This is a genomic window from Pseudomonas fluorescens group sp. (assembly GCF_020093335.1).
Lineage (GTDB): Bacteria > Pseudomonadota > Gammaproteobacteria > Pseudomonadales > Pseudomonadaceae > Aquipseudomonas > Aquipseudomonas petroselini.
On the sequence record NZ_JAIOKW010000001.1, the window covers coordinates 61,516 to 88,024 of the forward strand.

The window sequence follows — 26,509 nt, forward strand, 5'->3', positions numbered from 1 at the left end:
CATGGCAAGTAAAGGCGCAGGCCAGTCCGGCAGCTTCGCCCTGAGCCTGGCCGAGTTCGCCGCCCAGACCAGCGAAGCCATTGACGCCAGTGTGCGCGAAATCATCATCGAAGTCGGCAGCAGCCTGATCCGGATGTCCCCCGTGGGTAACCCGGAGATCTGGGCCGCAAACGTCGCTCACCGTGAGGTGAACACCCGGGCGGCCGACGACTATGACTTCAAGGTCGCGGTCCGCAATACGCTCATCAACCTCAACGAATCGAACTTCACCAAAGCTGGCAAACTGCGAAAGGGTGTGAAGTATGCCAAACCCCTGACAAAGACCGAGCGAGACCAGAACTTCAATGTGAACGGCTTGGTCGCTGGCAGTGACTACGTCGGTGGGCGGTTCCGGGCGAACTGGCACATATCGCTTGGCGTGGTAGAGAGCGTCACCTTTGATGAGGTTGACCCGAGCGGCGCCGAAACCACTGCTGCAATGGTTGCCGCGATGAGTGACTTCACCGCCGGCCAGATGGCCTACATCGTCAACAACTTGCCCTACGCGATCCCGTTGGAGTTCGGCCATTCCACCCAGGCCCCCGGCGGTATGGTCCGGGTAACCGTGGCTCGCTTCCAGCAGATCGTGCTGGAGGCCATCAGGAACAACCAGGTATGAGTCACGCAATCATCGCCTCGATCTACGAGGCCAAGCTGATCGCCTGGAACGCTGCCAGGTCGGACAAGCTCAAGATCGTTTTCGAGAACACGGCCTACTCGCCAGCGGAAGGCGAGACCTACCTGCGAGCCTTCACTATCCCGGGCGACACCGCGAGCAACACGCTCGGCGGTGATCACCGGCTGTTCACCGGCGTGTTTCAGGTCAGCATCATCGCGCCGGCGGGCACCGGCAAGATCAAGACCAACCCAATTACCACCGAACTGGTTGGCTTGTTCCCGCTATACGCCAGGGACACGAAGGGCGCGGTCACCGTGGTGACCATGTCGCCAGTTGACCCAGGGCCCGGCATCACAGGCGATTCAACTTACACCGCTCCAGTCTCGTTCTTGTACCGAGCCGACACCAACTGATCCCGCCCATTAGGCAAACCCAAAGACCCGCCATTGAGCGGGTTTTTTCACATCTGCAAAGAGGAAATACCCCATGGGCTACAAACTCCCGAACGGCGGCACCTTCCAGCACGCCGCAACCTACGCGACCGCACTGGCGTTCACTGCCATCAGCAACGCCGCCGAGGCCGTTGCCACTGTTGTCGGCGGCACCATTGCTGCCGGCGATATCGTTCTGCTCACGTCCGGCTGGAGCAAGCTGGATAGCAAGGTGGTGCGCGTGAAGGCGGCCACCGCGACGGCCATCACCCTGGAAGGTATCGACACCACGGATACTCAGGTTTTCCCGGCAGCGGGCGGCGCGGGCACGATGCGCAAAGTGCTGACCTGGGTGCAGATCCCGCAAATCTCCGACGTTGCCTTCTCCGGCGGCGAGCAGAACTACCTGGACGTGGTGTTCCTCGAGGACGACCAGGGCAAGCAGATCCCCACCGACAAATCGGCGGCAAGCATGGTCCTCACCATCGCAGACGATCCGGCCCAGGCGTTCAACGGAGTGCTGCTGAAGGCGGACGCCGGCAAGCAGATCGAAGCGGCCCGCTTGAACCTGCCCGGTAACGACACGCTGCTGTACGGCACCTACACGTCGTTCTCCAAACAGCCAGCGGTGTCCCGCAACAACCTGCTGACCCGCACCGTCAGCTTGGCGTTGCAGGCCGAGCCGACCCGCTACCTGACTGCGGTGGTTTAACCCATGGCTAAGATCCGTATTGCGCAAAAGGCTACGTTCAATGCGCCCGTGCTGATCCCGATCGTCGGCAGCGCGCCCGAGAAGGTTGAGTTCACCTTCAAGTACCGGGATCGCGCCGAGCTTGCCGCTTTATTCGATGAGTGGAACGAGGCGCGGGACAAGGCGCGGGCCGCGCTAGGCGATAAGCCGTCCTGGTCGGAAGTGGTCGCCGTGGACACCGAGCAGCAAACCCAGCAAATCAAGGACCTGGTAATCGGCTGGGGTTTCGACGACGAATACAACGACGACAACATCGTCGCATTCGTGAAGTCCTGCCAGGGTGCCGCCGAGGCGGTCGTTAAGGCCTACGAAGGCGCATACAACCAGGCCCGCCTGGGAAACTGACCGACGCCGCCCGCGCCATGTACTCGCCAAGCGTGCCCGACGCGATTATCGGCATGTTCGGCCTTGCCCCTGGTGATCTGGTTGAGGAAGTGGAGGTCTGGCCATGCAACTGGCCGGCCTTCCTCCTTTTCAACCGCATGTCCACCCAGTGGCGAGCAGGCGCCGGCGGCGCGATCGGTCTCGACTACAGCTGCATACGCGACGTGGCCGGTTTCCTCGGCATCAAGAAAAAGAAACTCGCTGAAATCTTCCCTGACCTTCAGGTGCTGGAAGGCGAAGCCCTGCGCGTTATGGCGGAGGAAAGGGAAAACAGCCCGTGACCACGGGCACTTATTCAAGGTGAGTCGATGAACATTGCAGAACTCGGTGTCAAGATCGACTCGGCCGATGCAATCCAGGCGAAAACGAGCCTGGATGAAATGGCGAAGGCCGGCGGCCGGGCCGAGCAGTCAGCCGTTTCGCTGATGAACGAAATGCAGGCCCTGGAAAAGTCGCTGTCCACCAGCGCCAAAACCACCCAGGACCTGGCAAAGCAGCGTGACGCTCTCGCCAAGCTGACCAAGACCGGCGCCTATGGCGAGGCCGAGGCGGCGAAGATCTCCGCTCAGCTGGACAAGCAGCAGATCGCCCTGGCCAAGTCTGCCCTGGACGAACAGAAGGCCCTGAACAGCCTGCTGGGTGCCATCGATCCAGCTCGCGCTGCCCTCGCCAAGCTGGATACGCAGGTCGAGCAGCTTGGCAAGCACCTGGATGCCGGCCGTATCAGCCAGGACCAGTACAACACTGCCCTGAGCAAGATCGACAAGGATTACGCCAAGCTCGAAAAGACCACCACCGGTTTCGACAAACTGCGCCTCGGTACACGCCAGGCGCAGGAAAACGTCGTGCAGTTGGGTAACGCGCTGTCGTCGGGTGATTGGGGTAGCGGCGTTCGCGCCGTCGCTCAGTTGGGCGCCGGTGCTGGCGCTGGTGCAGCTGGTATGCTCGCCATCCTGGCCCCGCTGGCCCTGGCCACTGCCGCCGTGGGTGGCCTCGCCGTTGCCTACTACAAGGGCAGCGAAGAGCAGGACCGCTATAACAAGTCACTGATCCTTACCGGCAACTACGCCGGCGTCAGTGCGGGGCAGCTTGGCGACATGGCGCGGCAGGTCAGCGCTACCGTGGGCACCACCGGCCAGGCCGCCGAAGTCTTGGCTCTGCTGGCTGGCAACGGCAAGATCGCTGGCGATAGCTTTACCGGCATCACCCAAGCCGCAGTATCGATGCAGGAAGCCACGGGCAAGGCAGTAAACGAGACGGTTGCTGAGTTCGTCAAGCTCGCCGATGACCCGGTAAAGGCATCCGCAGCGCTGAACGAGCAGTACCACTACCTCACCGCTTCGGTTTACTCGCAGATTGCCGCGCTGGAAGAGCAGGGCGATCACGCGGGCGCCGTGAAGCTGGCGACCGAGTCCTACGCCGATGCAATCAACGAGCGCACGCCGAAGATTCTGGAAAACCTGAGCTTCTGGGAGCGAGGCTACAACGCTGTTGCGCGCGCTGCTGACAACCTCAAAAACATCGGCCGACCGGACATTGGTGCAGACATTGAGCAGGCTCGCCGCGACCTGACCGATGCGCAGAAAGGCAATATCGGCCTGTTCCAAAACCAGAAGGAAATGATCGAGTTCCGGCAAAACCGCCTGAACATGCTGGAGGACGAAAAGGCAGCTCAGGCAGACATTGCCAAATGGGAGGGCGAGCAGGCCAAAGCCCAAGGGGCGGCGGTCACGGCAATGGCGAAGGTTGATGCGCTGACCAAGTCGTCGTTGACCAATGAGCAAAAGCGGACAAAGGAGATTGAGGACTATAAGCAGCAACTCGCGGATATCCGGAAGGTTGCGCCAAATGATCCCCGTCTCCAGCAGGACGTTGTCGAAAAAAACATCTCCAACATCAATGCCAAGTTCAAGGATCCAAAGGCTGCCGGCACACAGGTCGACCTGACCGCTTTCAACGACGCCAAAAACGAATTGGCCGCGATCACCGACACCTACAAAAACTACCAGAAGGAACTGGAAGCGGCGCAAAAGGCTGGCCTGCTGTCCGAGGAAGACTATCTGCTGCGGCGCCAGGCGCTGATCGGCAATCAACTCGACCAAACCACGGCAGCATACGAGGCTGAGATCGCCGCTCTTGAGGCCGCCAAGGGCAAGAAGTCCACATCTGCCGCGCAGAGCATCCAGCTCGACCAGAAGATCGCTGACGCACGCGCAGGGATGGTCAAGGCGCAGAAGGATGCGGATAGCCAGCTTGAGGTACTGGCGACCAACGAAACCGGGCGCCTTGCCAAACAGGAACGGGCCATCAGCACGTACGTGCAGGCCCTGGGGCAGCAGCAGCGGGCCTTGGAGCTGGCTGGCCAGCGCGCAGTTCTCGGCGTAGGACAGGGCGATCGCCAGAACGCGCTCAGCGGCGAGCTGAACAGCCAGCAGGACCGGTTTGCTCAGCAGTCGCTGGAGTTGGCCAACCAGAAGTCCGACCCGTCGCGCAACATGTCGGAAGAGGAGTTCAAGCGCAAATCGCAGGCGCTTGCCGATGCGAATAAGGCCGCGACGGACCAGATCCGGCAGAACTATGCGGACGTGGAGAATGCCCAGGGCGATTGGACGAAGGGTGCGACTGCGGCTTGGGACAACTACCTGGACTCGGCGCAGAACATCGCCGGCCAGACGAAAAGCCTGTTCAGTAACGCCTTCAGCTCCATGGAGGACTCGATCGTCAATTTTGCGATGACCGGCAAAGCGTCGTTCTCAGATTTCGCCAAATCGATCCTGGCTGATATGGCGCGTATCGCTACCCGTCAGGCGAGTTCGGCTTTGTTGGGCAGCTTGGTGGGCGCAGCGGCCAGTTACCTCGGCGGAAGTGCTGCAGGTGGCGGCAATGGCATGGCTGCAGGGTCTGCCGGTGCCACGTCGTCGAACCTCGGGGCGTCATCAGCCGGTTATTCCAGTACCTACTTCCCGCAAGCGAAGGGTGGCGCCTGGTCGGGTGGCGTGCAGATGTTTGCCGACGGCGGCGCCTTCACCAACTCCATCGTCAGCAAGCCCACGGCGTTTGGCATGGCCAACGGCAAGACAGGTGTTATGGGCGAGGCAGGGGAAGAGGCGATCATGCCGCTGACCCGTACTTCCAGTGGCAAGCTTGGGGTTATGGCTGCCGGCGGCGGATCTGGATCAACGCAGATCAATGTCGAGGTGCACATCGATGGCGAGGGCAACGCCTCGTCTTCGGCTGATGCTCCCGGCTATGACCTGTTCGGCAAGGAACTGGCCGCGTTCGTTGAGCAGAAGTACCAACAGATGCGCAACAAGGACATGGGCCAGGGTGGCGTCATCAACAAAGCAATTAAGGGGCGCTGATGGCTATCGAGCGATTCACCTGGGCGACAGAGAAGGGCGCAGAAGGTGATATCACCCAGCGCGTTCGCTCCAAGCAGTTTGGCGATGGATACGAACAGTCGGTAGAGGACGGCCTCAACAACCGGTCGCAATCCTGGCCCGTGACCTTCACGGGCATGAAGGGGCGCATCAAGGACATCATGGACTTCCTCGACCGACACAAGGGGGCGAAGGGCTTCCTGTGGGAGCCGCCCCTGGGTGAGCTTGGTCTCTACAAGTGCAACAGCTACAAGCCTGTGCACCGCGGTGGCCAGGTCTACGCCATCACCGCGACTTTCCAGCAAACCTTTCATCCCTGAGTAACCGCCCATGGCACTTATCACGGATATCCAGAAACTGGAGCCCGGCGGCGAGATTCGCCTCTTTGAAATTGATGGGACCGAATACGGCGCCGATTACCTTCGCTTCCACGGTCACGCCATCCCGCACACGCCAGAGGAATTGCTGGCCTATGAGGGCTCGGAAGAGGACCTGCCCGCCAAGTCGATTATCTGGCAGGGGCAGGAGTACGCAGCCTGGCCGGTGCAGATCGAGGGTATTTCCTCGAGCAGCGACGGCACCGCCTCTCGGCCGACTTTCGCCGCGGGTAACGTCAACGGTCGAGTCACGGCGCTGTGCCTGGCTTTCGAGGACATGCTTAAGTTCAAGCTGACGGTCCGTGAGACCCTGGCCCAGTATCTGGATGCGGCGAACTTCCCCGAGGGCAACCCGACCGCCGACCCGACCCAGGAGGCGCTGGAGATCTGGTACATCGACCAGAAAACCAGCGAGGACGGCGAAGCGGTGGTCTGGGAGCTGTCTTCCCCGGGCGAGATCGACAACCACGGTTTGCCCGGCCGGCAAATGACGACGTTCTGCCACTGGGCCATGACCAACGGTTACCGGGGGCCGGACTGCGGCTATACCGGTTCAGCGATGTTCGACGATGAGGACAACCCCACGGACGACCCGGCCCTGGACCAGTGCAAGGGCTGCCTATCGTCCTGCAAGCTGCGCTTCGGCGAGAACAACGAATTGTCCTTTGGCGGATTCCCCGCTGTATCCCTGATCGCCCGGAGCTGACCATGCGCAAGCACATCATTGCGGCCATCCAGGCGCACGCGCAGGCCGAGTATCCGCGCGAGTGTTGCGGCCTGCTGCTGGCCATCGGTCGGGCACAGAAATACTTCCAATGCCGGAACATCGCGACGGAGCCGAACGAAGAGTTCCGACTGGATCCAGAGGACTACGCAGCGGCGGAAGACCTGGGCGAGGTGATCGGCATTGTCCACTCGCACCCGGACGCCACCAGCAGGCCGTCACCGCATGACTTGGCCATGTGCGAGGCTACGGCCTTGCCCTGGCACATTCTGTCGTGGCCCGAGGGCGACATGCGCACGATCACGCCAACGGGCAGCACGCCGCTGCTCAAGCGCCCGTTCGTGCATGGGGCCTGGGATTGCTGGCAGGTGTGCGCTGATTGGTACGCCCGCGAGTGGGGTTTGGAGTTCGAGCCATTCCAGCGCGCCGATGGCTGGTGGGAGAGTGCGGAGAACGCAAGCCTGTACGAGCAGCACTACGAGGCGGCCGGGTTTGTGCGCGTAGACCGACCGCAGCGCGGTGACATGATCGTTATGCAGGTTGGCCGGACGGTTCACCCGAATCACGCCGGGATTTACCTGGGCACTGATCCGGCACTTCCTGGCGAAGAGTCGGGCGTGTACGGCCCCGGCCCGTTCCTGCTGCACCACCTGTACGGCAGGCCGTCGGAAATTATCGTATTCGGCGGGCCCTGGCACGACCGGACGCGCCTGATCCTCAGGCACAAAGACGCAACACAACCAAAATGACGCGGCAGAGCCGCAAGGGTGAGCTATGCAAGCCAGCCAGCGCTACACACTGAATATTCGAGATTTATTTATCAGCTCAAGCGAGGGCCTTTGCGGCGCCGAGGTGGTTGTCGCCATTCTAGACGGCGATACCGAAATCGACCGATTGAGCTTCAAGGGCAAAGTTGGGCCGGGTGGTGATGGTTGCGACAGAAGCTATACCGCGAAGCCGGGGCTGAAGGCGGAAAAAATCTCTGGCCCCGGGTCTATCACAATGAAATCAGCGATCTAGATCGGAGAAGATGAAATCATCCGTTCCGAGCCTGTGAGATCCGTACCCCGCGACGTAGCCATCACCCGCGGTCGTCGCTTGGGATTCAGCCTCATCTTTGCTCGAGAAAACGCCGTGAAGACTCCATGGAGAATTTCGGACAACACCCCAACCGAGTACGGACCCTGCGTTATCTGGATCTTTTGGTAGTTGATTACTCACATTGACCTCCAGGTCATAAACGCGCCGATATTGGCGCAACCCCAGTCTTTGGGATTACAGGCGTAGGACTGGGGAAATCCATTTTAGGTCTCCTGGTAAAAAGAGATCGTTTCTTTCAGCGAGGCTGAAAACTCATAGATCTCGTCCAGCGAGTTGATAGGGTGGCGCGTTTCGACTTTGTCCTTGTCGAAAATTCCCAGATATTTTTGACTGCGATTGAAGTGAAGCCTGGCGATAGGTTTTCGATTATTGTCGTCTAGGAGGATGCCGAAGTAGCTCTGTGTATCTCTGCTAGCTATGCGCTTTGCATCTATAACAGTCCGAACAATCGCTTTGATAATATGGAACCCTTCCAGCTCCTCCATCGTCGTCAGAATGCGATCTTCAGGCTCTTCCTGTGCATCAGTCTGATTTTCGGCCACGACCGATTCAGCGAGCGTGGGAAACGTGGCTTTACTCATCGCCGACTTCAGCCTGTCGTTGATCTGATCACTGAGAAACTGGGAAGCCGCCTTCCTTGTCAGCTGAGCAAATTGATCTCGAACTTTCTGGGTGATTACTCCTTCGTAGACTCGCGATGCGAAGAAACGAACGAAATCATCATCAGGCTGGGTGAACTGTTTGACCATTTCCTTTTTGATGTTTCCCACATACTTCAGTTCGCCAGCGGCATTGATGATCGAATCAACGTCGAAAGCGGATTTTGTCAGTTTTTGAAGCTCGGGGATGACATGCTCATCGATGTTGAGCAGGTCGATCTCAAGAAATGGCTTCTCGTCCATTTTGTTTGCAGCATCGAGATCTGTATAGAACCGATAAAATCTGCCATTTGTGAGGATGGAAATTCTCGCAGTCGTAACGTGGAAGTAGCGGAAGAGCTGGCTCGCATGGTTGATATTGAGCGGCTCGCCGACTTTTTTCGTTTCGATCAAAATCTGGATCTGGCCACCCTTCAAAATCGCGTAATCAATCTTTTCCCCTTTTTTCGTGCCGACATCGCATACGTATTCCGGAACGACTTCGGAGGGGTCGAACACATCGTAGCCCAGCACGGTATGAATGAACGGCATTACGAAAGCAGTCTTCGTTGCTTCCTCAGTTTGAATTGTCGATGCTAGCTGATTAACCTTCGCTGACATTGCGTTCAAGCGTTCTACAAAATCCATTTCTCTGCTCCGTTGCACGTTCATCCGGCTGGGCCGTAGAGGCGCAACGCTACTACGCCAAGCCCGTGCCCCGCCACTGGCATTCCATCCACGCTGGATGCCTGGCCAGCGTCGACTTTAGTCGAAGTTGATAGGCAACACTTGAGGCGCTAGATTCGTCTCGGCGATGGAGCCAATGCTCAATGCCAAACAAGGAAGAAGTAATGGTTAATAAGGTAAAAAACGAGGCCGAGCTGCAGGCGTGGGACCAATATGCTGCAGCAGCCATTGCCACGGCTTACAACGCCGTGCATGGTAATAACGCGCATGACTACGTATTGAAAGCTACACAAAGAGCTGCAGAAATTGCAGATGCGCTGATTGAAGAGCGCCGGAAGCGGTAAATATATATGACTTAGAGCCCAGCCCCGCGCTGGGCTTTTTGCATCTGCCCCCCAGTGCTACAGTCCCGCCAAACCAAAGAGGGAACGACATGCGGATTTTGATAGCGGCGATAGCGGTGGCGATGCTGGCGGGGTGCGCCTCATCGGCGATCTCGGTGCGGGATGCGAAGCCGGTCCCGTCGGACGAGGTTTATGCCTTCCAGACTAAACCAGCTGGCGAGAGCGGCAAAATCACCGTGGTGCGCGACTCCGGCGCGGTCGGTTCTGGCTGCGACATCGTTGTTTATGTCGACGGCCGCAGGGCTGCAAAAATCGGAACTGGTCAGCGGGCCACATTCTACCTTCCGCCGGGGTCGCCCAATCTCGGCGCGGGCCTGGCGGGCTCTGGCTTGTGCGCAGGTGCTGCAATTCGCACCATCGCAGCAACGGTGCAGCCAGGTAAGGAAAGCCTGTACCGTATCAGCGGCGACATGGCCGGGTTCTACATAGGGCCTTATGTCGATTACAACTGAATCAAGAAAACCTTGAAGCCGCCTCCGGGCGGTTTTTTATTACCCGGAGAAAATGATGCAGGCATCAGCGATCAACTACCAACCCATGACGACGGTTCGCCTGCATGGACAACTCCGACAGTTCGGCAAGTCGTTCCGGCTTTCCGTAAAGTCTCCAGCAGAGGCGATCAAGGCTCTTTGCGTTCAGATTCCTGGCTTTGAACGCTTCCTTTCGAATGCGAAATCACGCGGGCTTGAGTTCGCTGTCTTTCGTGATAATCGGAACATCGGTGAGAAAGAGCTGAATTACAACGGAGCGGGGGATATACGCATTGCACCGGTGGTTGTGGGTAGCAAGCGCGGCGGAATCCTCCAAACCATTGTCGGCGCCATCCTTATCGTGGTCGGGGTGATCTTCTCCGCTACACCTTTCGGCACCCCCCTCATAGGCGCCGGTATCGGTCTTGTCGCCGGCGGTGTTATCCAGATGCTGAGCCCTCAAGCCAGCGGCCTGAAGACCAGCGCTGCGCCAGAAAACACCCCCGGTTATGCGTTTGGCAGCGCCAAAAACACCACGGCATCGGGCAACCCAGTGCCGCTTTGCATCGGCGAACGGCGGTGGGGCGGCGCGATTATCAGCGCTGAGATCTACGCAGAAGATCGCATGTAACTACCACCTGTAGCACCACAGCCGCCCACGAGGCGGTTTTTTATTGCCTGGAGAAAAGCATGGGCGCAGCACACAAAATCGACGTTTATGGCGCCAAGGGCGGATCGGATAAGCCCAAAACACCTACTGAAGCGCCGGATAGTCTGCGCTCTGTCGCCATGGCCAAAATGCTGATCGCCGTGGGCGAGGGAGAGTTCGAAGGCACACCTACCGCGCGCGATATCTTCCTCGACAACACCCCGCTTCAAGACCCCCAAGGCAACATGAACTTCCCGAACGTTAAATGGGAGTGGCGCACCGGGGCGGTAGACCAAACCTATATCCAAGGCATCCCGTCGATCGCGAACGAAACAACGATCGGTACGGAGTTACGCAGTGGCACGCCCTGGGTTCGAGCCATCACCAACACTCAGCTTTCTGCTGTGCGCGTGCGCTTTGCCTGGCCGGCACTTCAATCGGTCGACTCGGGCGGGAACATCAACGGGTACACGATTGGCTACAAGGTCGAGTTGGCAACTGACGGTGGTGCCTACCAGGAAGTGCTGAATGAGGCCGTGTCCGGAAAGACTACAAGCGTCTACGAGCGCACGCGCCGCATCGATTTGCCGAGGGCGAGTTCAGGTTGGCTGCTGCGGATCACTCGTCTGACCGCGAACCAGAACAACAACAAAATCTCCGACACCATGCAGATTGCCGGCTTCACTGAGGTGATCGACGCGAAGATTCGATACCCGAACACCGCGCTGCTCTTCATTGAGTTCTCGGCAGAACAGTTCCGCAGCATCCCGGCCGTGACCTTGGGCTGCAAGGCTCGAAAGTGGCCGGTGCCGAGCAACTATGACCCTGCGACCCGAACTTATACGGGTATATGGGATGGCACCTTCAAAGAGGCGTATACCAACAATCCGACCTGGGCGACGCTCGGCATCACCACGAACGACCGTTTCGGCCTGGGCCGTCGCATCAAACCGTGGATGGTAGACAAGTGGGAGCTGTACCGCATCTCGCAGTACTGCGACCAGCTGGTGCCGGACGGCAAAGGCGGCATGGAACCGCGCTTCCTCTGCAACCTGAACCTGCAGAGCAAGGCTGACGCCTGGTCGCTGTTGCGCGATATCTCGGCGATTTACCGCGGCATGACCTACTGGGCCCAAGGCCAAGTATTCACGCTGTCGGACATGCCGCGCGCCACCGACTTCGACTTCGCGTACACCCGGGCGAACGTGATCGATGGCAAGTTCACTTACTCCAGCGCATCGGAACGCACCCGTTACAGCCGTGCGCTGGTCAGCTACGACAACCCGCTGAACAACTACGACACCGATGTAACGGCTGTGACCGATGCGAAGCTCCAGCGGCGCTACGGTGACAACCCGTTGGAGATCAGCGCAATTGGTTGCGACAGAGAGTCGGAGGCCCAGCGCCGCGGAAAGTGGGCGCTGCTCACGAACTCGAAGGACCGGGCCGTCACATTTAAGGTTGGCCTCGATGGTCGCATCCCGTTGCCAGGGTACGTGATCCCGATCGCTGACGAACTTCTGGCCGGCCGGCCGGTGGGCGGGCGTATCTCGGCGGTGAGCGGCAAGGTCATCACCCTGGACCGCGACACGCAAGCCAAGCCCGGCGACAGGCTGATCCTCAACCTGCCCGACGGCAAGTGCGAGGGCCGCACCGTGCAGATGGTCAGTGGCCGGCAGGTCACCGTGACCGTGGCTTACTCTGTGCCGCCTGAGCGTGAGTTGGTGTGGGCGCTGGATGCTGACGATCTGGCCATCCCGCTTTATCGCGTGGTCAGCGTGGCGCGGCCGGAGCCTGGCGTGTTTGAAATCTCGGCTGTGCAGTACGATCCGAGCAAGTTCGATCACATCGACACCGGTGCCCGGCTGGAAGAGCGCCCAATCAGCGTTGTGCCTATCACCGTGGTACCGGCGCCGGCGAGCGTCGACATCTCGTCGAACTACTCTGTGGATCAGGGCTTGGCGATCAGCACCATGAACATCTCATGGCCTGCCGTGGCTGGCGCTGTCGCGTATGACGTGGAGTGGCGCAAGGACAGCGGTAACTGGATCAAGCTGCAGCGCACCGGCTCTACCAGCGTCGACGTCACTGGCATTTACTCGGGCGCATACCTGGCCCGCGTTCGGTCGGTGAGCGCCTTCGAGATATCTTCCATCTGGAAGAGTTCCAACCTGACAAACTTGGAAGGGAAGGTCGGCTTGCCGCCGGCGGTGGCGTTTCTGTCCACCACCAGCGAACTGTTCGGGATCGGCATTCGTTGGGGATTCCCTGCTGGCGCCGAGGATACCCAGCGCACCGAGTTATGGTATGGCCAGGCCAATGACCTGTCGGTGGCCACCAAGCTGGCCGACCTGGCGCACCCCCAGGCGAATTACAGCATGCAGGCGCTCCAGGCCGGCGCGCAGTTCTTCTTCTGGGCGCGCCTGGTGGACCGCACCGGCAACGTGGGGCCGTTCTATCCAGTCGGCAACGGTGTAATGGGTATGGCCAGCGCCGATCCGGCGCCAGTGCTGGACTTGATCGCCGGGCAGATCGGTCGCACGGAGCTTGGCCAGGACATCGTTGACGAAATCGACAAGATTCCAGGCCTGCAGGCGCAGATCGATGCGCTCGATGGGCTGTCGGCCTATGACCCTGAGTCGGTCTACATCGAGGGCGACCTGGTGGTGGTCGGCAAGCGGATCTATCAGGCGACCCAGTTGGTGCCGGTAGATACCTCGCCGCCGAACGCCGCTTACTGGGTGGACGTGGGCCAAGTGCTGGTCACGGCAAACGGGCTGGCACGTCAGGTTGAGATCAACACCACCAGCATTACCGAGTTGGATGGTGTGGTCACGGCCCAGGCGTCGAGCCTTCAGTCCTTGCAGTCGGCATATCGGGATGACACTGGAGAGGGTGACCTGGCTGATGCGATCCATGGATACAACGCGGCAGCGAGTTTCGCGCAGGAAGTGAAGACGCGCGCCTCGCAGAACGAGGCCATGGTTCAGCGGCAGGCGGAACTCACCGCTTCGGTGGGCGATGTTGCCGGCAGCGTGACTGATCTGGAAAGTGTTGTGGTCACCGACCGCGAAGCAACCGCTCAGGCCATCCAGCAGATCGGCGTCAAGATCGATGACAACTCCGCAGACATCCAGACCGTAAGCCAGGCTCAAGCTGACACCGACGGCAAGTTCTCCACGATGTACTCCGTGAAAATGCAGGTCAATGCCGATGGGCAATTGGTCGCAGCTGGTTTTGGCTTGGGTATTGAGCAGGACGAAGAGGGGGTGCTTCAAAGCCAGTTCCTGGTCAGCGCTGATCGTTTTGCGATTGTCAGCACGTTGGCCGGCGGGCAGGTTTTTACGCCGTTCACGGTTGATAACGGGCAGGTCTTCATGCGCTCGGCGTTCATCCAGGACGGCAGCATCACCATGCTCAAGATCGGGCAGGCCCTGCAATCTGACAACTACGTCGCCGGTGTGCAGGGGTGGCGCCTCGATAAAGCTGGCAACTTGGAGTTCAACGGCCCAGCGCCCGGCGGTGGCCGGCTGACCATGACGAACCGCGCTATCAAGGTCTACGACGAAAACAACGTTAAGAGGGTTCAACTTGGGGATCTGACGGCATGAGCTTCGGCATGAGGATATGGGGGCCAACAGGGAAGTTGGAACTTGATGAGAACTCATTCACCGTAAGGATCATTTATTCAGGCGTTGTCGCGTTCATCACGGGAGGGAACCGGTACATCAATATTTCTATCCCTGGAGTTTCGCCGTCAACACACTCCGCAATCTGCATTCCGATTGGTGCATACCCCCAAGATCCAAACGCTCAGAACAACTATGCGGTTCAGTACGAGCCGGCGGTTTACTCTGGTGGTGTGACTGTATGGTTTGGGAATCGGACTGGAGCGGTGAATGCCATTAACGGACTTGGCCCTCAGAGACTATTGGTTATGAAGGATAGGTAGATGACATTTGGTTTGACGTTTACCAACAATAACGACGTGGTTACGCTCGACTCTGAATTCTCTAGGCTGGTGATTGTGCAGTCTGGGAGATACTCGGGCGGCGCCGCGTTCTCCCCAGCCATCACTACTGCCGAGCCTCCCCTGGTTTTCGTGCGCCCGGACGGAACGACGACTTTCCAGTACACCACTATCAGTGGCGGCTCTGGAAACTGGACTGGCTTTTCATTCTTGTCGGCTGGATCTGGCAATTACTTTTGTGCTGCGTTCAAGTCACGCGAGCTTGCAACCTATGGACTTAGGCTGTGGGACGGCGGAGCGAATCTGCTATTTGATAGCGGAACGCCTTGTGCTCAGTTCACACGCACGATAACCAGTTGGACATATACAGGTTCAAGTCAAACAGGGCAGGGCACAACTAAATCGAATTGGACTGCTTATTCGCCGCTGGATACCGGCGACTACATGCTAGTTAATAACATTGGCATGGATGTTGGTGGTAATTCGACGAGAGCAGCAAAGCTTTATGTTGTTTGGAATTACGGTAATAACAGGCTTGAGCCTTACATTATAGGTGTAAATAACTCGGTAAACTTCTTCATTCCCATCGTGTTCGCCAAGCCTATTTCATAGGGGATTTATATGACCTGGTACAAAACAGGCACAGTTTCTGTGACGCCTGGCAGCAATGCCGTGCTCGGCGCTGGCACATCGTTCATTGCGAACTCTCGTGTTGGCGATGCGTTTCGTGGGCCAGACGGTGAATGGTACGAAGTCACCAATATTGCCAGTGATTCTGCGCTTTCGATCGCGCCGGCCTACCAAGGCTCGGCTGTTGCAACTGGCGTTTACTCGCTTGCGCCGATGCAGGGGTACGTCAAGGACTCGGCTGATGCACTGAGAGCAGCTACCCAGGTGATTGCCAGCGGCGTTGCCGACATGCAGGAGCAAGTGGAGGTCGCTACCGAAGCGGCAACATCTGCCGGCCAGTCCAAGACGGTAGCCACTGAGCAGGCGGGTATCGCAACCGCTGCTGCTTCTTTGTCCACAGATAATAAAGACGCTGCACAGCTGGCTGCTCAGCAAAGCGCATCATCCTCTCAAGCCTCAGGCGCTGCTGCAAATCTCGCGGAGACGGCTAAGAATTCAAGTGTGCAATCGCAGCAAGCTGCCGCCTCGTCTGCAGCGGCGGCGGCTGCATCTGCTGCACACGCTGAAGAGGTTACAGTAGGCAAGGCTGCCAGCGGCGATAACAACGATATCACATCGCTGCGAGCGATAAGCGCTGATGGCTTCGACAGGATCAGGCTGGGAATCGCTCAGATGGCCGGGGCTACGGCGGGTGTCGGGGGAGTTAAAGGCCTGGTGCCCGCCCCCTCGATAGCTGACCGGCTGAAGGTGTTAAGCGGTGCAGGTACTTGGGTCGTTCTTCCATCCCCTTCTTGGGGTAATATCAGCGGCTCGCTTTCTGCGCAGACAGATTTGCAGACGGCTCTAGATAATAAGATAGAATCTGGATTAGTACAGTTTTCATACCTGTATCCAAATGGTGGGAGTGCAGCGAGCCCCGCGTCCGTAACAATCAATCAACGTTACGTTAATTCTAACCCATTCCCCGGGCACCCTGTTATATGCCAAGCTGAGCTGCTGGTAAATGGAGTTTGGGGTGACGCCGGATGGATGTTTGCAACTGCATCAAATATTCAGGGCACGAGAGCAAGTCAATACGGTGACGACATAGTTGTAGCTACTGGCGTATCTTTTCTGGCAAATATTAGTCAGAGTTCAGGTGGAGGGTTCCCTACTTCGCCCCAGAACTCTACCTATCCATGCAGAGTTAGGGTGTGGAGGATAAAGGCATGAAGTTTTATGCTCAGATTAATGGCAATCTACAAACGGTTGATGAGGCCGATTCGGGCTGTCCTGATGGTTGGATTGAAATGAAATATAGGCGTCCAGAGGATGCATATACGCTTGAATATACCGCTCAAGCGGATGGTACATGGGAAATCACTCAGGAAACATTGAACTCAAAGTTAGCTCCTATTGAGAACGATTGGCGGGACTCTGAAATGCCCAAAGCGCAGCAGAACGTTACCGCCATCGAGTACGGCGAGGAAGACATCCCGGGCACTGCACAGCAGTGGCAGAAATACTGGCTGGCGCTGCGCAAGTGGAACGACACCAACCCCGACTTTCCCGACAGCAGCAAGCGCCCAGTGGCCCCGAGCTGATCGTAATCAGAACAACACCACCCGCCATGAGCGGGTATTTTTTTGCCAGGAGAAAATATGAACGCGACTGATAAAGACCGCGATGTTTTGGCGCGCACGCTTTGGGGTGAGGCACGCGGCGAGGGCCTGGCAGGCCAAATCGCCGTTGCCTGGACTATCCGCAACCGGGTGTTCGACGGAAAGCCGAAGTCTTGGTGGGGGGAGGGCTATGCCGGGGTGTGCCTGAAGCCTTGGCAGTTCAGCTGCTGGAACCAAAACGACCCGAATTATGCGTACCTGAGTGGCGCCAAGTCGATTCCGGCCGCGCAGTTCGCCCAGGCTCAGCGCGCAGCTGATCAGGTGATGTCAGGCGCAACGCCCGATCCAACCGGCGGTGCCACGCACTACTACGCCACGACCATGCCTAAGGCGCCGGCCTGGGCGTTGGGTGCCAAGGAGACGCTGCGTCTCGGTCACCACATTTTCTTTAAGGATGTACCGTGATGACGCCGGGCCAGATCCTAGCGTCGATCCTCCTGGCGCTGTCCATCGGCTTTGGGGGCGCCTGGCAGGTGCAGGACTGGCGCATGGGCGAGAAGCTCGCTCTGCAGGATGGGCTGCATAAGAATGACCTGGCCGCTATCAGCAATGCCGCATCTGCCCAGGCCCGCGCTGATCAAGACAAGCGACTGGCCACCGAGCAGCAGCTCGCCATCCAAGACCAACAACACACCAAGGAATTATCCGATGCCCAACGTGATCAGGCTCGCCTGCGCGATCGCCTTGCCACTTCTGATCTGCGGTTGTCAGTCCTCCTCGAGGATCCAGCCGGTGGCTGCAACGTGCGTGCCGCCCCCGGCGCCGTCGGCGTGGTTCATGCAACCCGTCGAGCCCAACTTGACCCAGCGCATGCTCAACGAATTATCGGAATCACCGATGCCGGCGACCAAGGATTGATCGCCCTGCGGGCATGTCAGGCGTACGTCCGTGCAATTGCTCCCTGAGATCAATGAACTACTCTCTCGGAGATGGTTCGTATTGCGATGATTTGATTTATTGAAGGGTGCCATGGATAAGAGGCTTGCAGGCCTTTCGTTTCTGCTGACCTTGTGCTGGGTGGCGGCGGTAGCGTTTGTGATGTGGTATTTCTCGGGGCCTTAGCGCAGAGGGTGGATCAGTTCGGGCCCCTTGTTCCTGACGTTTCCAACGGCTGTGTCGACCTTGAACCATTCAAATGCTTCGGCTGGCTCTCCCTGGTGCAACACCATCTGCTCGGCGCGCTCCTCGGGAGTTGCGGGGTCTAGCCATTCCCGGGCCAGGTCCGGCGTCAGCACCACAGGGCGCCGGTCGTGGATGTCCACCATGCCGCCGGCGCTGTCGGCGGTGATGATCACGAAGCCGTCATGTTCGCCTGGCCCTTCATCTGCGTCTGGCAGTTGGCCGATCGCGGCGCAGAATATCGGCGCGCCATCCTGCCGCCGGATCAGATAGGGCTGCTTTTTGGGACCGCCTTCATCTACCCATTCAAACCAACCGTCTATGGGTGTGACAGCCCGGTGCGGCCAGATCGCCCGGAAGAATGGGCCGTGGGCTACCTTCTCGACGCGCGCGTTGATTGGAACTGCGCGGTCCTTCGCCCAATGTGGTCGCCATCCCCAGCGGACCGGGTCGGCGTGCAGCAAGTCGCCCTGCAGGTGGAGCAGTGCAACCTGAGTTGTTGGCGCGACGTTAAAGCGCTCAATCGGCTGATCGCCCATGGAGTTGGCCAGGGCATTGGGCATGCTCAGCGCTGCAACAAAGTCATGGATGCCGCGGTACTGCGTCAATCTTCCGCACATGATCGTCTCCGCTCGTCGGGGCTGATGAACAGACAGGCTTCGGTCAGTCTCTAACGGGTAGACACTGGGCAAGAGCATTCGTCATGAAGATCAGTAATGGGCAAGGCAATGCATTAGAGGGATCAACCCCGCCGAGCAATAGCGCAGCGACCGGATCTCTATCCCCCAAAGAGCGTTACGACATGAGCATGTCCGCTGCGAACGTTTTGAGGTCGCATGGACTGATTGACGGGGCCGGTTGGATCGACTTGTCAGATAGAGCTCTGACTGTATACGCAGACGAGCTAGGCTGAAGGCTCTTTTAGATTTGTCAGCTCCATCAGCAACTGCTGATTCTCCCTTAACAGGTGTTCGTTCTGACTTGCGATCATTTTCAAGTCCATGATCTCTTTTGCCATTTCCGAGGACTGGACATTTGTACGGCTTAGCTCCGCTTCAAAATATCGCAGCTTCGCCTCTGCTGTCGTCTTTCCGGTAGCCAGCAAGTCATTCATCTGTACAACGCCGGCCACATTGGCCCGTGCCTTGTGAAGCATCGCCTCAGTCTGGATGAGTTCGTCCTCAAGTCGCGCGCATTGGTGCTGGTACATTTCGAGGGGCGTGGGGCACCTGAGCCAGTCCTCTGTGGCTAAGTCGATGCTCATGTTTGTTACATCCAAATATTGTATGCGTGTACAGCGATCCGGATTTGGTCAGACGGAAGGCTTGAGGCGACGAACTGCAGGGTTACCCGTCGATCAGTCAGGCGACATGAGGACTGCCAGAGTCAGCTTCATGAACTCCTCGTTTTCGTCGATGGTGTGCAAAGCGCCTCGGATGTTCTCAGCCACATCGGCGGAGCCGCGCTGTTCGACCCAGTTCGAGAGCTCCATTATGGAGGCTTCCAAGGCCAGCTGATTTTCGTAGAGCTTGGACAGGAGGGAGGGAAGTAGGTCTGAGTTTGGCATCGGCGTTCCTCTGGTGGAGTGAACAGCGTAGCAGTTGGCGATTGGGAGCCCATCCCAAGGTTATGAGTGTCCACTCTCGACCCATAGCCACCTTTGGCCGAGGTCGGCTAACGGCCAAAAGCAGTCCCTAACACCTGAGAATTAAGCCAAGCCGCGAAGCGGTGTCGGCTTGAATGAATTGTCAGGCCACGGCCGTTCCAGCTGGGATCCAAAGATCATCGCCCTCAACATCATAGGTGCGCTGCTCGCAGCCACCGTCTTTGCAGCGGACATAGGAAAGCATACGGGTCGCGCCATCGCTGTGCGCCACCAACCAGTAGTAAGCATAACCATCATTCGAAAACTCGCTATCTGGCCAAACTTCGATACTGGGATGAAATGCGCTAAGGCGAGAGAACACTTCCGTCGATTTAATCATGGGTATGTCGGACATACTCTTTCCTGCGGTTAATTGTTTTGGGGTTCAAATTGGCCGAGTATTAAAAATATCAGTAAAAGCCTGCCTCAGATTGAACCCCTTTCGCGTGCTTCTTCTAGGTGCGCAAAATACTGGTCAGACATTAATTTTATGGCGCCGGCGGCACTTAGTTCGATCATGCGCCGATAAGCGTCCGCTTTTGGCCGAAAGCGGGCGCTCGCGTGAGGCTGTTATCCGCCCCGCTTAAGAGTGAGTGATCTCACCGCACTGCAGACCGACGGTGCTGACTAGCAATTTAGCTTTTGCCCGACTACCACTCAGTTTTCGTCTCCCATGACGCTAGAAAGTCACCTCAACTGCACAATTTGAGAACCCCACTCAGGCTCTGGAGCCCCTCGTGCCCTCAATTCAGCGAAGACTTGCGCAGAACACTCACCGTAACCCGAATAGCCGAGTTTGATAGCCGACATACCATCTTCCTCCCGAACGTAGGTAGCGTCCGCTCCTGCTTGCAGAAGCAACATAGCGATCTCGCTTCCCTTTTTCTTTCCGGCACTGCACGCGTGGAGCAAGGGCGTCAGCCCGTAGCGATCGACCTGGTCAATGGGTGCGCCGACCTCGATAAGAAATTTCACGAAGGCAATACGAAGCTTGTCCACTGCCGCCTCCATAGCGCCGTCCAGACTTGCGCCTGCATCCGCTAGCAACTTGGCTGCAGCAATCGTCCCGTTGTACACCGCCGATATCATTGCTGTACGGCCGAACTTATCTTTCAGGTCGACCTCTGCTCCGCGTTTGAGCAGCAACTTCGCAAGCTTTAAGTCGCCCCTTCCGCAGACCGACGCCAGCGGCGTTGAGAGTTCACCCGTACCATTGGGGTTTCCTCCATGGTCGAGCGCATGCAGGAGTATTTCCTCCCTGCCGTAATAGGCGGCTTTGTCGAGCACGCTGTGGGGATCAGCTTCAAAGTCATAGTCATGCCCAATGAAATCCAGAAGCTGCTGCAGGTCACAATCACGCATGAGGTTGCTGAGATCGTTTCTAAAACTCAATTCGCTCATTCAGACAAGTCCATTTGTTAGAGGTGAGTTTACGGGTGTTCAATGGATGGCAAAATAGTAGCAGACGATCTTGAGATATCGCTGAGTACGCACGCTCTCGATCAAAAAAATTGAAGGCTTGCATCAATCAAGTAGGAGGGCTTGTTAACCCCATAGATTAAAGTTTACTGGGTTTTTATTGGCTTGCGCACCTAGTTCCGTAGACACCCGAAGGCCGCTTTTGGCCGATTTCTGCCTGTTAGCGATTACTCCGGTGTCATCATGACCGCGAGCGTCATGTGGATAAATTCTTCATTGCGGTCGATGGCGACCAGAGCGCCTCGGATGTTCTCGGCTACATCTGCGGAGCCGCGCTGCTCCACCCAGTTCGACAGCTCCATGATGGAGGCTTCAAGTGCCAACTGGTTTTCGTAGAGTTTGGATAGCAGGGAGGGGAGTAGGTCTGAATTCGGCATGCGCGTTCCTCTTTTGAGTGAACAGCTTAGCAGCCGTTGAAGCTTGGGATTTGATATAGGTCGGCAGGACACCGTGGGAGGGTTATGCAGTTTCGGCATGGGCTGAAATTAGCCCGTTGGGACCAGTCTTGGGACCAACGGGTGCGTTTCGGTGCTTTATTGCTGATTACTCATGACGACTTGGCCCAGGAAACACTGATCAGCAGTAATCACAAGAATGCGTTTCATACCGCATGGTGATGTTAGCTGTGGAGATCAATTACTTTACCTATCAATGGGTTGCGAGCGTGGCGGCAGGAGCCTTCAGGCATGCGTCAACAGCGACATCAAGGCGCGAAACCCGGTCGCTGAGCAGAAAATTTGGGATGTGTGTTGGAATTTGGCGCGCATTGTCGCATATGTCAGGCGACAGTTGTATGTCGAGCGAAGGAAGGTTTCTCCAACGTCTCCGGCATCGCCAGCCATAACAGCGCCAAGGCCAGCGCCGCCACGCCGGCCAGGGTCAGGAATGCCGCGTTGTAGCCGGCCTCTTGCACCACAAAACCTGCCAGGCTGCTGCTCAGCGCCGCGCCCAGGCCAAAGACGGTGGAGAGGGCGCCCAGGCTGACGTTGAACCGGCCGGTGCCCTGGGTCAGGTCCTTGACGATTACCGGGAACAACGCGCCGAAGATACCTGCGCCGATGCCGTCGAGCATTTGCACGGCCACCAGCCAGTAAGGGTCGCTGGACAGGGTGTAGAGCACGCCGCGCAACGGCAGGATCATGAAGCCGGCCATCAGCAACGGCTTGCGACCCCAGATGTCGGCCTTCAACCCAACCAGCCAGGCCATCGGCACCATCACGAGTTGCGCGGCGACGATGCACGCCGACGTCAGCGGGGTGGCCATGTGCAGGTTGATCTGCGCCAGCTTTTGGCTGACCAGCGGCAGCATCGCCGCATTGGCCAGGTGGAACAGCGCGCAGCAGATGGCGAACAACAACAGCGGGCGGTTCGCCAGCAATACCTTCATGCCGGACGGTTGCTCATGATCGGTGTGATGCGCCGGGTCGAAGCCTCGGGCGACGTCGTGGTCGATCGCCTCGGCCGACACGCAACTGATCGCGACGATACTGGCCACCGCCATAAAGGCCATCAGGTAGAACACCACCACCGGCCCGAACAGGTAGGCCAGGCCGCCGGCCAACAACGCGGCCACGGCATTGCCGGCGTGGTTGAAGGTTTCATTGCGCCCTGTGCGGCGGGTGAACGCGCGGGGGCCGGTGATGCCCAGGGAGATCGCGCTGATCGCTGGGGCAAACACGGACGCAGCAACGGCACTGGCGGCCTGGGTAAGGGCGACCAGGCTGAAAGAACTGACAAAGGGCAGCAGCAGGCAACTGGCGGTGACCACAATGGCGGCCAGCGCAATGACCGCGCGCTTGCTGCGGGTACGGTCGATCAACGCGCCCGCCGGCCCCTGGGTGAGCAGCGCGGCGATACCCGCCAGGGTCATGACCACGCCGATACTGGCCGGGTCCCATTTGTGCACGGCCAGCAAGTAGATGGCGAGGTAGGGACCGAGTCCGTCGCGCACATCCGCCAGGAAGAAGTTCAGGCTGTCCAGGGACAGGGTATTACGCAGGTCGGAATGTTTGGCCACGGCAAGAACTTCTGAGGCGGCGTTCAGGGGTTGAACACTCACAGCGTAAATGACCTACAGGCGTGGCGTTAAGTTTCGCCCGTTTCTCGGGGTTTTAATCCGCAGGCACTTGGCTTATTTTCAGAGCCCCACTCAATGGATTATCTGGAGACGCAATGGACATGCCCTCACCTCAACAGGCGGTCGCCTGCAACAAGGACGCCTGGGACCAATCTGCCAGCCTGCACAAAACCACCGACACTTGGAACGCGCTGCTCAGCGGTGTCGGCAAGCCTGGTTTTTCATGTCTGGACCCGACCATCACCGGCGTGCTGCAAGACGTAGGCGTGGCCGGCAAAGACGTGGTGCAACTGTGTTGTAACAATGGTCGCGAGAGCCTCTCGTTGTTCAGCCTGGGCGCGCGCTCGGTCGTGGGCGTGGACCAATCGCCGGCGTTTCTGCAGCAGGCCCGTGAACTGGCGGGTGTCTCGCCGCACAACCCTGAGTTCGTGGAAAGTGATATTCATCAGCTGCCGCACGCGTTGCACGAGCGTTTCGATATCGCCTTGGTGACCATCGGTGTGCTGGGCTGGATGCCGGACGTGGCGCTGTTCATGCACCACGTTGCCAGCACCCTGAAACCCGGCGGCACGCTGGTGATGTACGAAACCCATCCGTTCCTGGAGGTGTTCGATCCTCGCGCGCAAAACCCATTCCTGCCGGCCAGCTCCTACTTCCAGCGCGAGCCCTTTGTGCTGCAGGAGTCAATTGTTTATGAAGGCCAGGGCGAGATTGCCGGGCCCACCTCTTATTGGTATGTGCATACCTTGGGCGACCTGGTAAACGCCGCGATCTGCGCGGGCTTGCAGATCAGCCACCTGGAGGAATATGCCCATTCCAACCGCGAAGAGCTTTACGACCAGTACGAAGACCAGCCTGCGCAATTGCCGATGTGCTTTACCTTGACGGCCATCAAGCGTGCCGATTGAGGCGTCATTCCACAGGCAAAAAAAGCCCGCGAAAAGACGCGGGCTAAGGGATTCACTGGAGATTCACTGGAGTAGGTAGGCTTCACCCTATAGACCCGAAAGTGAAGGCCCTGTGAAAATACTGTCACAGGTTCGTAAGGCGCGTCGTTCAGGAGCGCCGTACGAAAGTGCGCATGGTTTGACCTGGACCAGTACTGAATACGATTGGCCTGGGCATACTTTCATCGGCTGCAATGAACACAAACTCATCCCCTTCGAGGCGATAACTGGCAGGCAAGTGTTTGCCGGCGTCATCCCCTATGGAGTCGACCCAGGTAATGCCCTTGGGAACGGTGCTGCTGTCCAGGAAAAACCGGCCAGCCAGCAACACCTCGCCACTGACGGTTTTCACTTCGAAGTGGTCGCCGCTAATCGTGGTGATTGCGCCGGGGGCGCTGTGCGCGTCGACGGGATTAAGCACGCCACTGTCTTCGAGTGAGGTTTGCTCCCAGGCACCTTGGAGGGCTTGAAGGTCTGGGTCGGAAATGGATGACATACAAATTCCTTTTTGCTGAGGGGGTGAAGGCCTAATGCGTAGTCAAGCGTAGGAAGGGTCCTGTTTTTTATTTTCTTATGCAATTTTTCGTTATGAACACAGGCAATTGGCGTACTTTGCCTGCCCTCCGGGTAACGTCTTGTAACGGAGCGTCAATGCTCTGGGTGTCGGTCACTAATGACACCCGTGTCACTGAAATGAAACCGCTTGCTGCTTAGGCTGACGTTTCAGTGAATTGGGTGGCTCCGTTACCGCAGAGGGCCATGCGTGTCGTGTGGCCGGACGTTGCCCCCTGTTTATTCAGTTGTTGATCAGGTCTGTTGTCAGGCGCTGAATTTCAACTCACCAGGGTGTAAGACATTTGAACAACACTCCCCAGCTGCATCAATATTTGCCTACGGATGAAATCGATCTGTTTGAACTGTTTCACGCGATCTGGAAGCAAAAAAAACTGATCATCGGTTGCACGATTCTGGCGGGCCTTCTGGGAGTAGGCTACGCGTTCCTTGCGCCGAGGGTTTACCAAGTCAGCAGTGTGTTGCGGCCTGCGGCAATCAATGAGCTGGATGCACTCAACCGCTCCGAAGTCTACAAGTTACCGCCAGCCGATGCGCTGGCCAAGGTCGGTGCACAGCTGGATTCCTACGAAACGCGGCTGGGCTTCTTCAGGGCCAACCTGCCTTTGTTCGAGGCCTTTCAACAACCTGGGCGAAGCCTGGAACAGAGCTTTGAAGCGTTCAATCAGAACGCTATCAACTTGGTGGGCGCAGATCCCAAGAAGCCCGACGCACTCAACAATTACCTCCGCTTGGAAATGCAGTACCCCAATGGGATTGATGGGGTGGCGATTCTAAACGGGTTAGTAGCCTATGCGATCACGCAGCAACGCGAGCAAGTGGGCGCGGACCTCAAGGTGATCGTGAACAACCGCCTGAACGAGCTCAAAGGCAAGATCGACGCGGCACGCGCCAACTACGAAACGGGCAAAGCGTCAAAAATCGCCAGGTTGCTGGAGGCGGATAAGGTCAAGCGCGCTCAATTGAAGGATGAGCTCTCCGCGCTGCGCTTGCAGATGAAAATGCAGCGCGTCAGCCGCCTGGCAGAATTGGCCGAAGCTATTTCCATCGCCAAGTCCATCGGCATCAACAGCCCCACCACGCCTTCCGCCATGGGAGCCAGCGCGGTTCGTGGGGCCGGCCAGGTGATGCGCACCGAAGTTACCAACCAGAAAATCCCGCTGTACTTCATGGGCACCGAGGCGCTGGAGGCCGAGCGCACAGCGTTGGCGCAACGTTCCAATGATGACTTCACCAACAATCGGGTTGCCGAAATCAGCAAGGAGTTGCGCATGCTTGATGTCAATCGCGAAGTGGAGGTGCTCAACAGCCGTAAGGATGAGGACATATTCCTGCAAGGTGTGGAGCCACTGTGGGCGGAGGAGGCCCGGCTGCGCGGCCTCAGTATCGATATGAGCGCGCTGAAGTTGGTAACAGTGGACCGCCAGGCGCAGGAACCGCTGGGGCCGATCAAACCGAAAAAAGCCCTGATTATTGCATTGAGCCTGATGGCAGGGCTGATGCTGGGTGTTTTGGTGGCGTTGATTCGGCATTTCGCACAAGTGCGCCGGGAGAACGGGCCATTTTCGGTGATCGATGAGCGTCGTTTACCCCCTCGGTAAGATGGATTAACCGCACCGCGGGCGTGCCCCTGAGCAAGCCCGCTCAACACATTCAGAAGACAGCTTTTCACAATTCTTAGTTAACTTTTGGTTACAAACTGTGGCTAAATAACTGCCAATGGCAACGCACCGATCTCTCAGACGGTGGTGCCG

Annotated in this window: 30 protein-coding genes; 21 read left to right on the forward strand and 9 right to left on the reverse strand. The window is 58.0% G+C overall.

Going from position 1 to position 26,509, the window contains the following annotated elements; genetic code table 11:
- Window position 1: 1 nt before the first annotated feature.
- From K7431_RS00410 to K7431_RS00455, 10 genes are all read left to right on the forward strand, one after another.
- The gene (locus K7431_RS00410; protein ID WP_012724059.1) at window positions 2-658 is read left to right on the forward strand and encodes a hypothetical protein; all 657 of its coding nucleotides are present in this window, start codon (window positions 2-4) and stop codon (window positions 656-658) included.
- Window positions 655-1,071 carry a phage tail terminator-like protein gene (locus tag K7431_RS00415; protein WP_012724060.1) on the forward strand — a complete coding sequence of 139 codons (417 nt, stop codon included), beginning with the start codon at window positions 655-657 and terminating at the stop codon, window positions 1,069-1,071. Before K7431_RS00410 ends, K7431_RS00415 begins: the two co-directional genes overlap by 4 nt.
- A gap of 73 nt (window positions 1,072-1,144) precedes the next feature.
- Entirely contained in the window at window positions 1,145-1,801 is a 657-nt protein-coding gene (locus tag K7431_RS00420; protein WP_012724061.1) for a phage tail protein, read from the forward strand.
- 3 nt (window positions 1,802-1,804) lie between these two features.
- Window positions 1,805-2,185 (forward strand): phage tail assembly chaperone, encoded by a 381-nt coding sequence (locus tag K7431_RS00425; RefSeq protein ID WP_012724062.1) that lies wholly within the window; start codon window positions 1,805-1,807, stop codon window positions 2,183-2,185.
- A 17-nt stretch (window positions 2,186-2,202) separates the two neighbouring features.
- The gene (locus K7431_RS00430) at window positions 2,203-2,505 is read left to right on the forward strand and encodes a DUF1799 domain-containing protein (protein ID WP_012724063.1); all 303 of its coding nucleotides are present in this window, start codon (window positions 2,203-2,205) and stop codon (window positions 2,503-2,505) included.
- Window positions 2,506-2,532: 27 nt separating this feature from the next.
- On the forward strand, window positions 2,533-5,586 hold the full coding sequence (locus K7431_RS00435; protein WP_012724064.1) for a phage tail tape measure protein: 3,054 nt from the start codon (window positions 2,533-2,535) through the stop codon (window positions 5,584-5,586).
- Window positions 5,586-5,924, forward strand: a complete 339-nt coding sequence (locus K7431_RS00440; protein WP_012724065.1) for a phage tail protein — start codon at window positions 5,586-5,588, stop codon at window positions 5,922-5,924. Before K7431_RS00435 ends, K7431_RS00440 begins: the two co-directional genes overlap by 1 nt.
- Window positions 5,925-5,934: 10 nt before the next feature.
- A complete protein-coding gene (locus tag K7431_RS00445; RefSeq protein ID WP_012724066.1) occupies window positions 5,935-6,687 on the forward strand; it encodes a phage minor tail protein L in 753 nt (250 codons plus the stop codon).
- 2 nt (window positions 6,688-6,689) lie between these two features.
- A complete protein-coding gene (locus tag K7431_RS00450) occupies window positions 6,690-7,454 on the forward strand; it encodes a C40 family peptidase (protein ID WP_012724067.1) in 765 nt (254 codons plus the stop codon).
- A gap of 25 nt (window positions 7,455-7,479) precedes the next feature.
- The gene (locus K7431_RS00455) at window positions 7,480-7,725 is read left to right on the forward strand and encodes a hypothetical protein (RefSeq protein WP_012724068.1); all 246 of its coding nucleotides are present in this window, start codon (window positions 7,480-7,482) and stop codon (window positions 7,723-7,725) included.
- 284 nt (window positions 7,726-8,009) lie between these two features.
- Here K7431_RS00455 and K7431_RS00460 read toward each other — a convergent pair whose 3' ends face one another.
- Window positions 8,010-9,092: a type I restriction endonuclease gene (locus K7431_RS00460; protein WP_043205310.1), complete on the reverse strand. Its 1,083-nt coding sequence runs from the start codon at window positions 9,090-9,092 to the stop codon at window positions 8,010-8,012.
- A gap of 182 nt (window positions 9,093-9,274) precedes the next feature.
- Here K7431_RS00460 and K7431_RS00465 point away from each other — a divergent pair, with 182 nt between their 5' ends.
- The 9 genes from K7431_RS00465 (at window position 9,275) to K7431_RS00505 (ending at window position 17,820) form a co-directional block, all read left to right on the forward strand.
- Window positions 9,275-9,475 carry a hypothetical protein gene (locus K7431_RS00465; protein WP_148270915.1) on the forward strand — a complete coding sequence of 67 codons (201 nt, stop codon included), beginning with the start codon at window positions 9,275-9,277 and terminating at the stop codon, window positions 9,473-9,475.
- 89 nt (window positions 9,476-9,564) lie between these two features.
- Window positions 9,565-9,987: a hypothetical protein gene (locus K7431_RS00470; protein ID WP_012724072.1), complete on the forward strand. Its 423-nt coding sequence runs from the start codon at window positions 9,565-9,567 to the stop codon at window positions 9,985-9,987.
- 55 nt (window positions 9,988-10,042) lie between these two features.
- Entirely contained in the window at window positions 10,043-10,636 is a 594-nt protein-coding gene (locus tag K7431_RS00475) for a tail assembly protein (protein WP_043205312.1), read from the forward strand.
- A gap of 59 nt (window positions 10,637-10,695) precedes the next feature.
- Complete coding sequence (locus tag K7431_RS00480; protein WP_012724074.1) at window positions 10,696-14,265, forward strand: host specificity protein J; 3,570 nt, start codon at window positions 10,696-10,698, stop codon at window positions 14,263-14,265.
- Between the two features lie 341 nt (window positions 14,266-14,606).
- Window positions 14,607-15,236 (forward strand): hypothetical protein, encoded by a 630-nt coding sequence (locus K7431_RS00485; protein ID WP_012724076.1) that lies wholly within the window; start codon window positions 14,607-14,609, stop codon window positions 15,234-15,236.
- A 9-nt stretch (window positions 15,237-15,245) separates the two neighbouring features.
- Window positions 15,246-16,466: a hypothetical protein gene (locus K7431_RS00490; protein ID WP_012724077.1), complete on the forward strand. Its 1,221-nt coding sequence runs from the start codon at window positions 15,246-15,248 to the stop codon at window positions 16,464-16,466.
- Window positions 16,463-16,837, forward strand: a complete 375-nt coding sequence (locus tag K7431_RS00495; RefSeq protein WP_012724078.1) for a hypothetical protein — start codon at window positions 16,463-16,465, stop codon at window positions 16,835-16,837. The genes K7431_RS00490 and K7431_RS00495 overlap by 4 nt, the downstream gene beginning before the upstream one ends.
- A 57-nt stretch (window positions 16,838-16,894) precedes the next feature.
- Complete coding sequence (locus K7431_RS00500; protein WP_043205313.1) at window positions 16,895-17,320, forward strand: cell wall hydrolase; 426 nt, start codon at window positions 16,895-16,897, stop codon at window positions 17,318-17,320.
- Window positions 17,320-17,820 carry a lysis system i-spanin subunit Rz gene (locus K7431_RS00505; protein WP_043205314.1) on the forward strand — a complete coding sequence of 167 codons (501 nt, stop codon included), beginning with the start codon at window positions 17,320-17,322 and terminating at the stop codon, window positions 17,818-17,820. Before K7431_RS00500 ends, K7431_RS00505 begins: the two co-directional genes overlap by 1 nt.
- A 153-nt stretch (window positions 17,821-17,973) precedes the next feature.
- Here the strand turns inward: K7431_RS00505 and K7431_RS00510 are convergent, their stop codons facing one another.
- From K7431_RS00510 to K7431_RS00540, 7 genes are all read right to left on the reverse strand, one after another.
- Entirely contained in the window at window positions 17,974-18,654 is a 681-nt protein-coding gene (locus tag K7431_RS00510; protein ID WP_043205316.1) for an SOS response-associated peptidase family protein, read from the reverse strand.
- Window positions 18,655-18,938: 284 nt separating this feature from the next.
- The gene (locus tag K7431_RS00515; RefSeq protein WP_012724082.1) at window positions 18,939-19,298 is read right to left on the reverse strand and encodes a hypothetical protein; all 360 of its coding nucleotides are present in this window, start codon (window positions 19,296-19,298) and stop codon (window positions 18,939-18,941) included.
- 93 nt (window positions 19,299-19,391) lie between these two features.
- Complete coding sequence (locus K7431_RS00520; protein ID WP_012724083.1) at window positions 19,392-19,601, reverse strand: hypothetical protein; 210 nt, start codon at window positions 19,599-19,601, stop codon at window positions 19,392-19,394.
- Window positions 19,602-19,782: 181 nt separating this feature from the next.
- A complete protein-coding gene (locus K7431_RS00525; RefSeq protein ID WP_012724084.1) occupies window positions 19,783-20,034 on the reverse strand; it encodes a hypothetical protein in 252 nt (83 codons plus the stop codon).
- Between the two features lie 332 nt (window positions 20,035-20,366).
- Window positions 20,367-21,080, reverse strand: coding sequence for an ankyrin repeat domain-containing protein (locus tag K7431_RS00530; RefSeq protein ID WP_012724085.1), 714 nt, complete (start codon window positions 21,078-21,080; stop codon window positions 20,367-20,369).
- A 245-nt stretch (window positions 21,081-21,325) separates the two neighbouring features.
- On the reverse strand, window positions 21,326-21,535 hold the full coding sequence (locus K7431_RS00535) for a hypothetical protein (RefSeq protein ID WP_043205317.1): 210 nt from the start codon (window positions 21,533-21,535) through the stop codon (window positions 21,326-21,328).
- 401 nt (window positions 21,536-21,936) lie between these two features.
- Entirely contained in the window at window positions 21,937-23,175 is a 1,239-nt protein-coding gene (locus K7431_RS00540; protein ID WP_012724087.1) for an MFS transporter, read from the reverse strand.
- Window positions 23,176-23,330: 155 nt separating this feature from the next.
- On the opposite strand from K7431_RS00540, the gene K7431_RS00545 reads away from it, so the two are divergent.
- Window positions 23,331-24,143 carry a class I SAM-dependent methyltransferase gene (locus K7431_RS00545; RefSeq protein WP_012724088.1) on the forward strand — a complete coding sequence of 271 codons (813 nt, stop codon included), beginning with the start codon at window positions 23,331-23,333 and terminating at the stop codon, window positions 24,141-24,143.
- A gap of 148 nt (window positions 24,144-24,291) precedes the next feature.
- Here K7431_RS00545 and K7431_RS00550 read toward each other — a convergent pair whose 3' ends face one another.
- Window positions 24,292-24,678 (reverse strand): TIGR03067 domain-containing protein, encoded by a 387-nt coding sequence (locus K7431_RS00550; protein ID WP_012724089.1) that lies wholly within the window; start codon window positions 24,676-24,678, stop codon window positions 24,292-24,294.
- Window positions 24,679-25,039: 361 nt separating this feature from the next.
- On the opposite strand from K7431_RS00550, the gene K7431_RS00555 reads away from it, so the two are divergent.
- On the forward strand, window positions 25,040-26,356 hold the full coding sequence (locus K7431_RS00555; protein ID WP_012724090.1) for a Wzz/FepE/Etk N-terminal domain-containing protein: 1,317 nt from the start codon (window positions 25,040-25,042) through the stop codon (window positions 26,354-26,356).
- Window positions 26,357-26,509 lie beyond the last annotated feature (153 nt).

Bases quoted from the DNA above. Each gene is read 5' to 3' on its own strand.
- K7431_RS00520 (WP_012724083.1), bottom strand. From the start codon at position 19,601: ATGCCAAACTCAGACCTACTTCCCTCCCTCCTGTCCAAGCTCTACGAA.
- K7431_RS00410 (WP_012724059.1), top strand. From the start codon at position 2: ATGGCAAGTAAAGGCGCAGGCCAGTCCGGCAGCTTCGCCCTGAGCCTG.
- K7431_RS00465 (WP_148270915.1), top strand. From the start codon at position 9,275: ATGCCAAACAAGGAAGAAGTAATGGTTAATAAGGTAAAAAACGAGGCC.
- K7431_RS00435 (WP_012724064.1), top strand. From the start codon at position 2,533: ATGAACATTGCAGAACTCGGTGTCAAGATCGACTCGGCCGATGCAATC.
- K7431_RS00515 (WP_012724082.1), bottom strand. From the start codon at position 19,298: ATGAGCATCGACTTAGCCACAGAGGACTGGCTCAGGTGCCCCACGCCC.
- K7431_RS00485 (WP_012724076.1), top strand. From the start codon at position 14,607: ATGACATTTGGTTTGACGTTTACCAACAATAACGACGTGGTTACGCTC.
- K7431_RS00525 (WP_012724084.1), bottom strand. From the start codon at position 20,034: ATGTCCGACATACCCATGATTAAATCGACGGAAGTGTTCTCTCGCCTT.
- K7431_RS00470 (WP_012724072.1), top strand. From the start codon at position 9,565: ATGCGGATTTTGATAGCGGCGATAGCGGTGGCGATGCTGGCGGGGTGC.
- K7431_RS00535 (WP_043205317.1), bottom strand. From the start codon at position 21,535: ATGCCGAATTCAGACCTACTCCCCTCCCTGCTATCCAAACTCTACGAA.
- K7431_RS00450 (WP_012724067.1), top strand. From the start codon at position 6,690: ATGCGCAAGCACATCATTGCGGCCATCCAGGCGCACGCGCAGGCCGAG.
- K7431_RS00550 (WP_012724089.1), bottom strand. From the start codon at position 24,678: ATGTCATCCATTTCCGACCCAGACCTTCAAGCCCTCCAAGGTGCCTGG.
- K7431_RS00440 (WP_012724065.1), top strand. From the start codon at position 5,586: ATGGCTATCGAGCGATTCACCTGGGCGACAGAGAAGGGCGCAGAAGGT.
- K7431_RS00505 (WP_043205314.1), top strand. From the start codon at position 17,320: ATGACGCCGGGCCAGATCCTAGCGTCGATCCTCCTGGCGCTGTCCATC.
- K7431_RS00500 (WP_043205313.1), top strand. From the start codon at position 16,895: ATGAACGCGACTGATAAAGACCGCGATGTTTTGGCGCGCACGCTTTGG.
- K7431_RS00530 (WP_012724085.1), bottom strand. From the start codon at position 21,080: ATGAGCGAATTGAGTTTTAGAAACGATCTCAGCAACCTCATGCGTGAT.
- K7431_RS00455 (WP_012724068.1), top strand. From the start codon at position 7,480: ATGCAAGCCAGCCAGCGCTACACACTGAATATTCGAGATTTATTTATC.
- K7431_RS00495 (WP_012724078.1), top strand. From the start codon at position 16,463: ATGAAGTTTTATGCTCAGATTAATGGCAATCTACAAACGGTTGATGAG.
- K7431_RS00545 (WP_012724088.1), top strand. From the start codon at position 23,331: ATGGACATGCCCTCACCTCAACAGGCGGTCGCCTGCAACAAGGACGCC.
- K7431_RS00460 (WP_043205310.1), bottom strand. From the start codon at position 9,092: ATGGATTTTGTAGAACGCTTGAACGCAATGTCAGCGAAGGTTAATCAG.
- K7431_RS00425 (WP_012724062.1), top strand. From the start codon at position 1,805: ATGGCTAAGATCCGTATTGCGCAAAAGGCTACGTTCAATGCGCCCGTG.
- K7431_RS00490 (WP_012724077.1), top strand. From the start codon at position 15,246: ATGACCTGGTACAAAACAGGCACAGTTTCTGTGACGCCTGGCAGCAAT.
- K7431_RS00510 (WP_043205316.1), bottom strand. From the start codon at position 18,654: ATGTGCGGAAGATTGACGCAGTACCGCGGCATCCATGACTTTGTTGCA.
- K7431_RS00480 (WP_012724074.1), top strand. From the start codon at position 10,696: ATGGGCGCAGCACACAAAATCGACGTTTATGGCGCCAAGGGCGGATCG.
- K7431_RS00415 (WP_012724060.1), top strand. From the start codon at position 655: ATGAGTCACGCAATCATCGCCTCGATCTACGAGGCCAAGCTGATCGCC.
- K7431_RS00475 (WP_043205312.1), top strand. From the start codon at position 10,043: ATGCAGGCATCAGCGATCAACTACCAACCCATGACGACGGTTCGCCTG.
- K7431_RS00445 (WP_012724066.1), top strand. From the start codon at position 5,935: ATGGCACTTATCACGGATATCCAGAAACTGGAGCCCGGCGGCGAGATT.
- K7431_RS00430 (WP_012724063.1), top strand. From the start codon at position 2,203: ATGTACTCGCCAAGCGTGCCCGACGCGATTATCGGCATGTTCGGCCTT.
- K7431_RS00420 (WP_012724061.1), top strand. From the start codon at position 1,145: ATGGGCTACAAACTCCCGAACGGCGGCACCTTCCAGCACGCCGCAACC.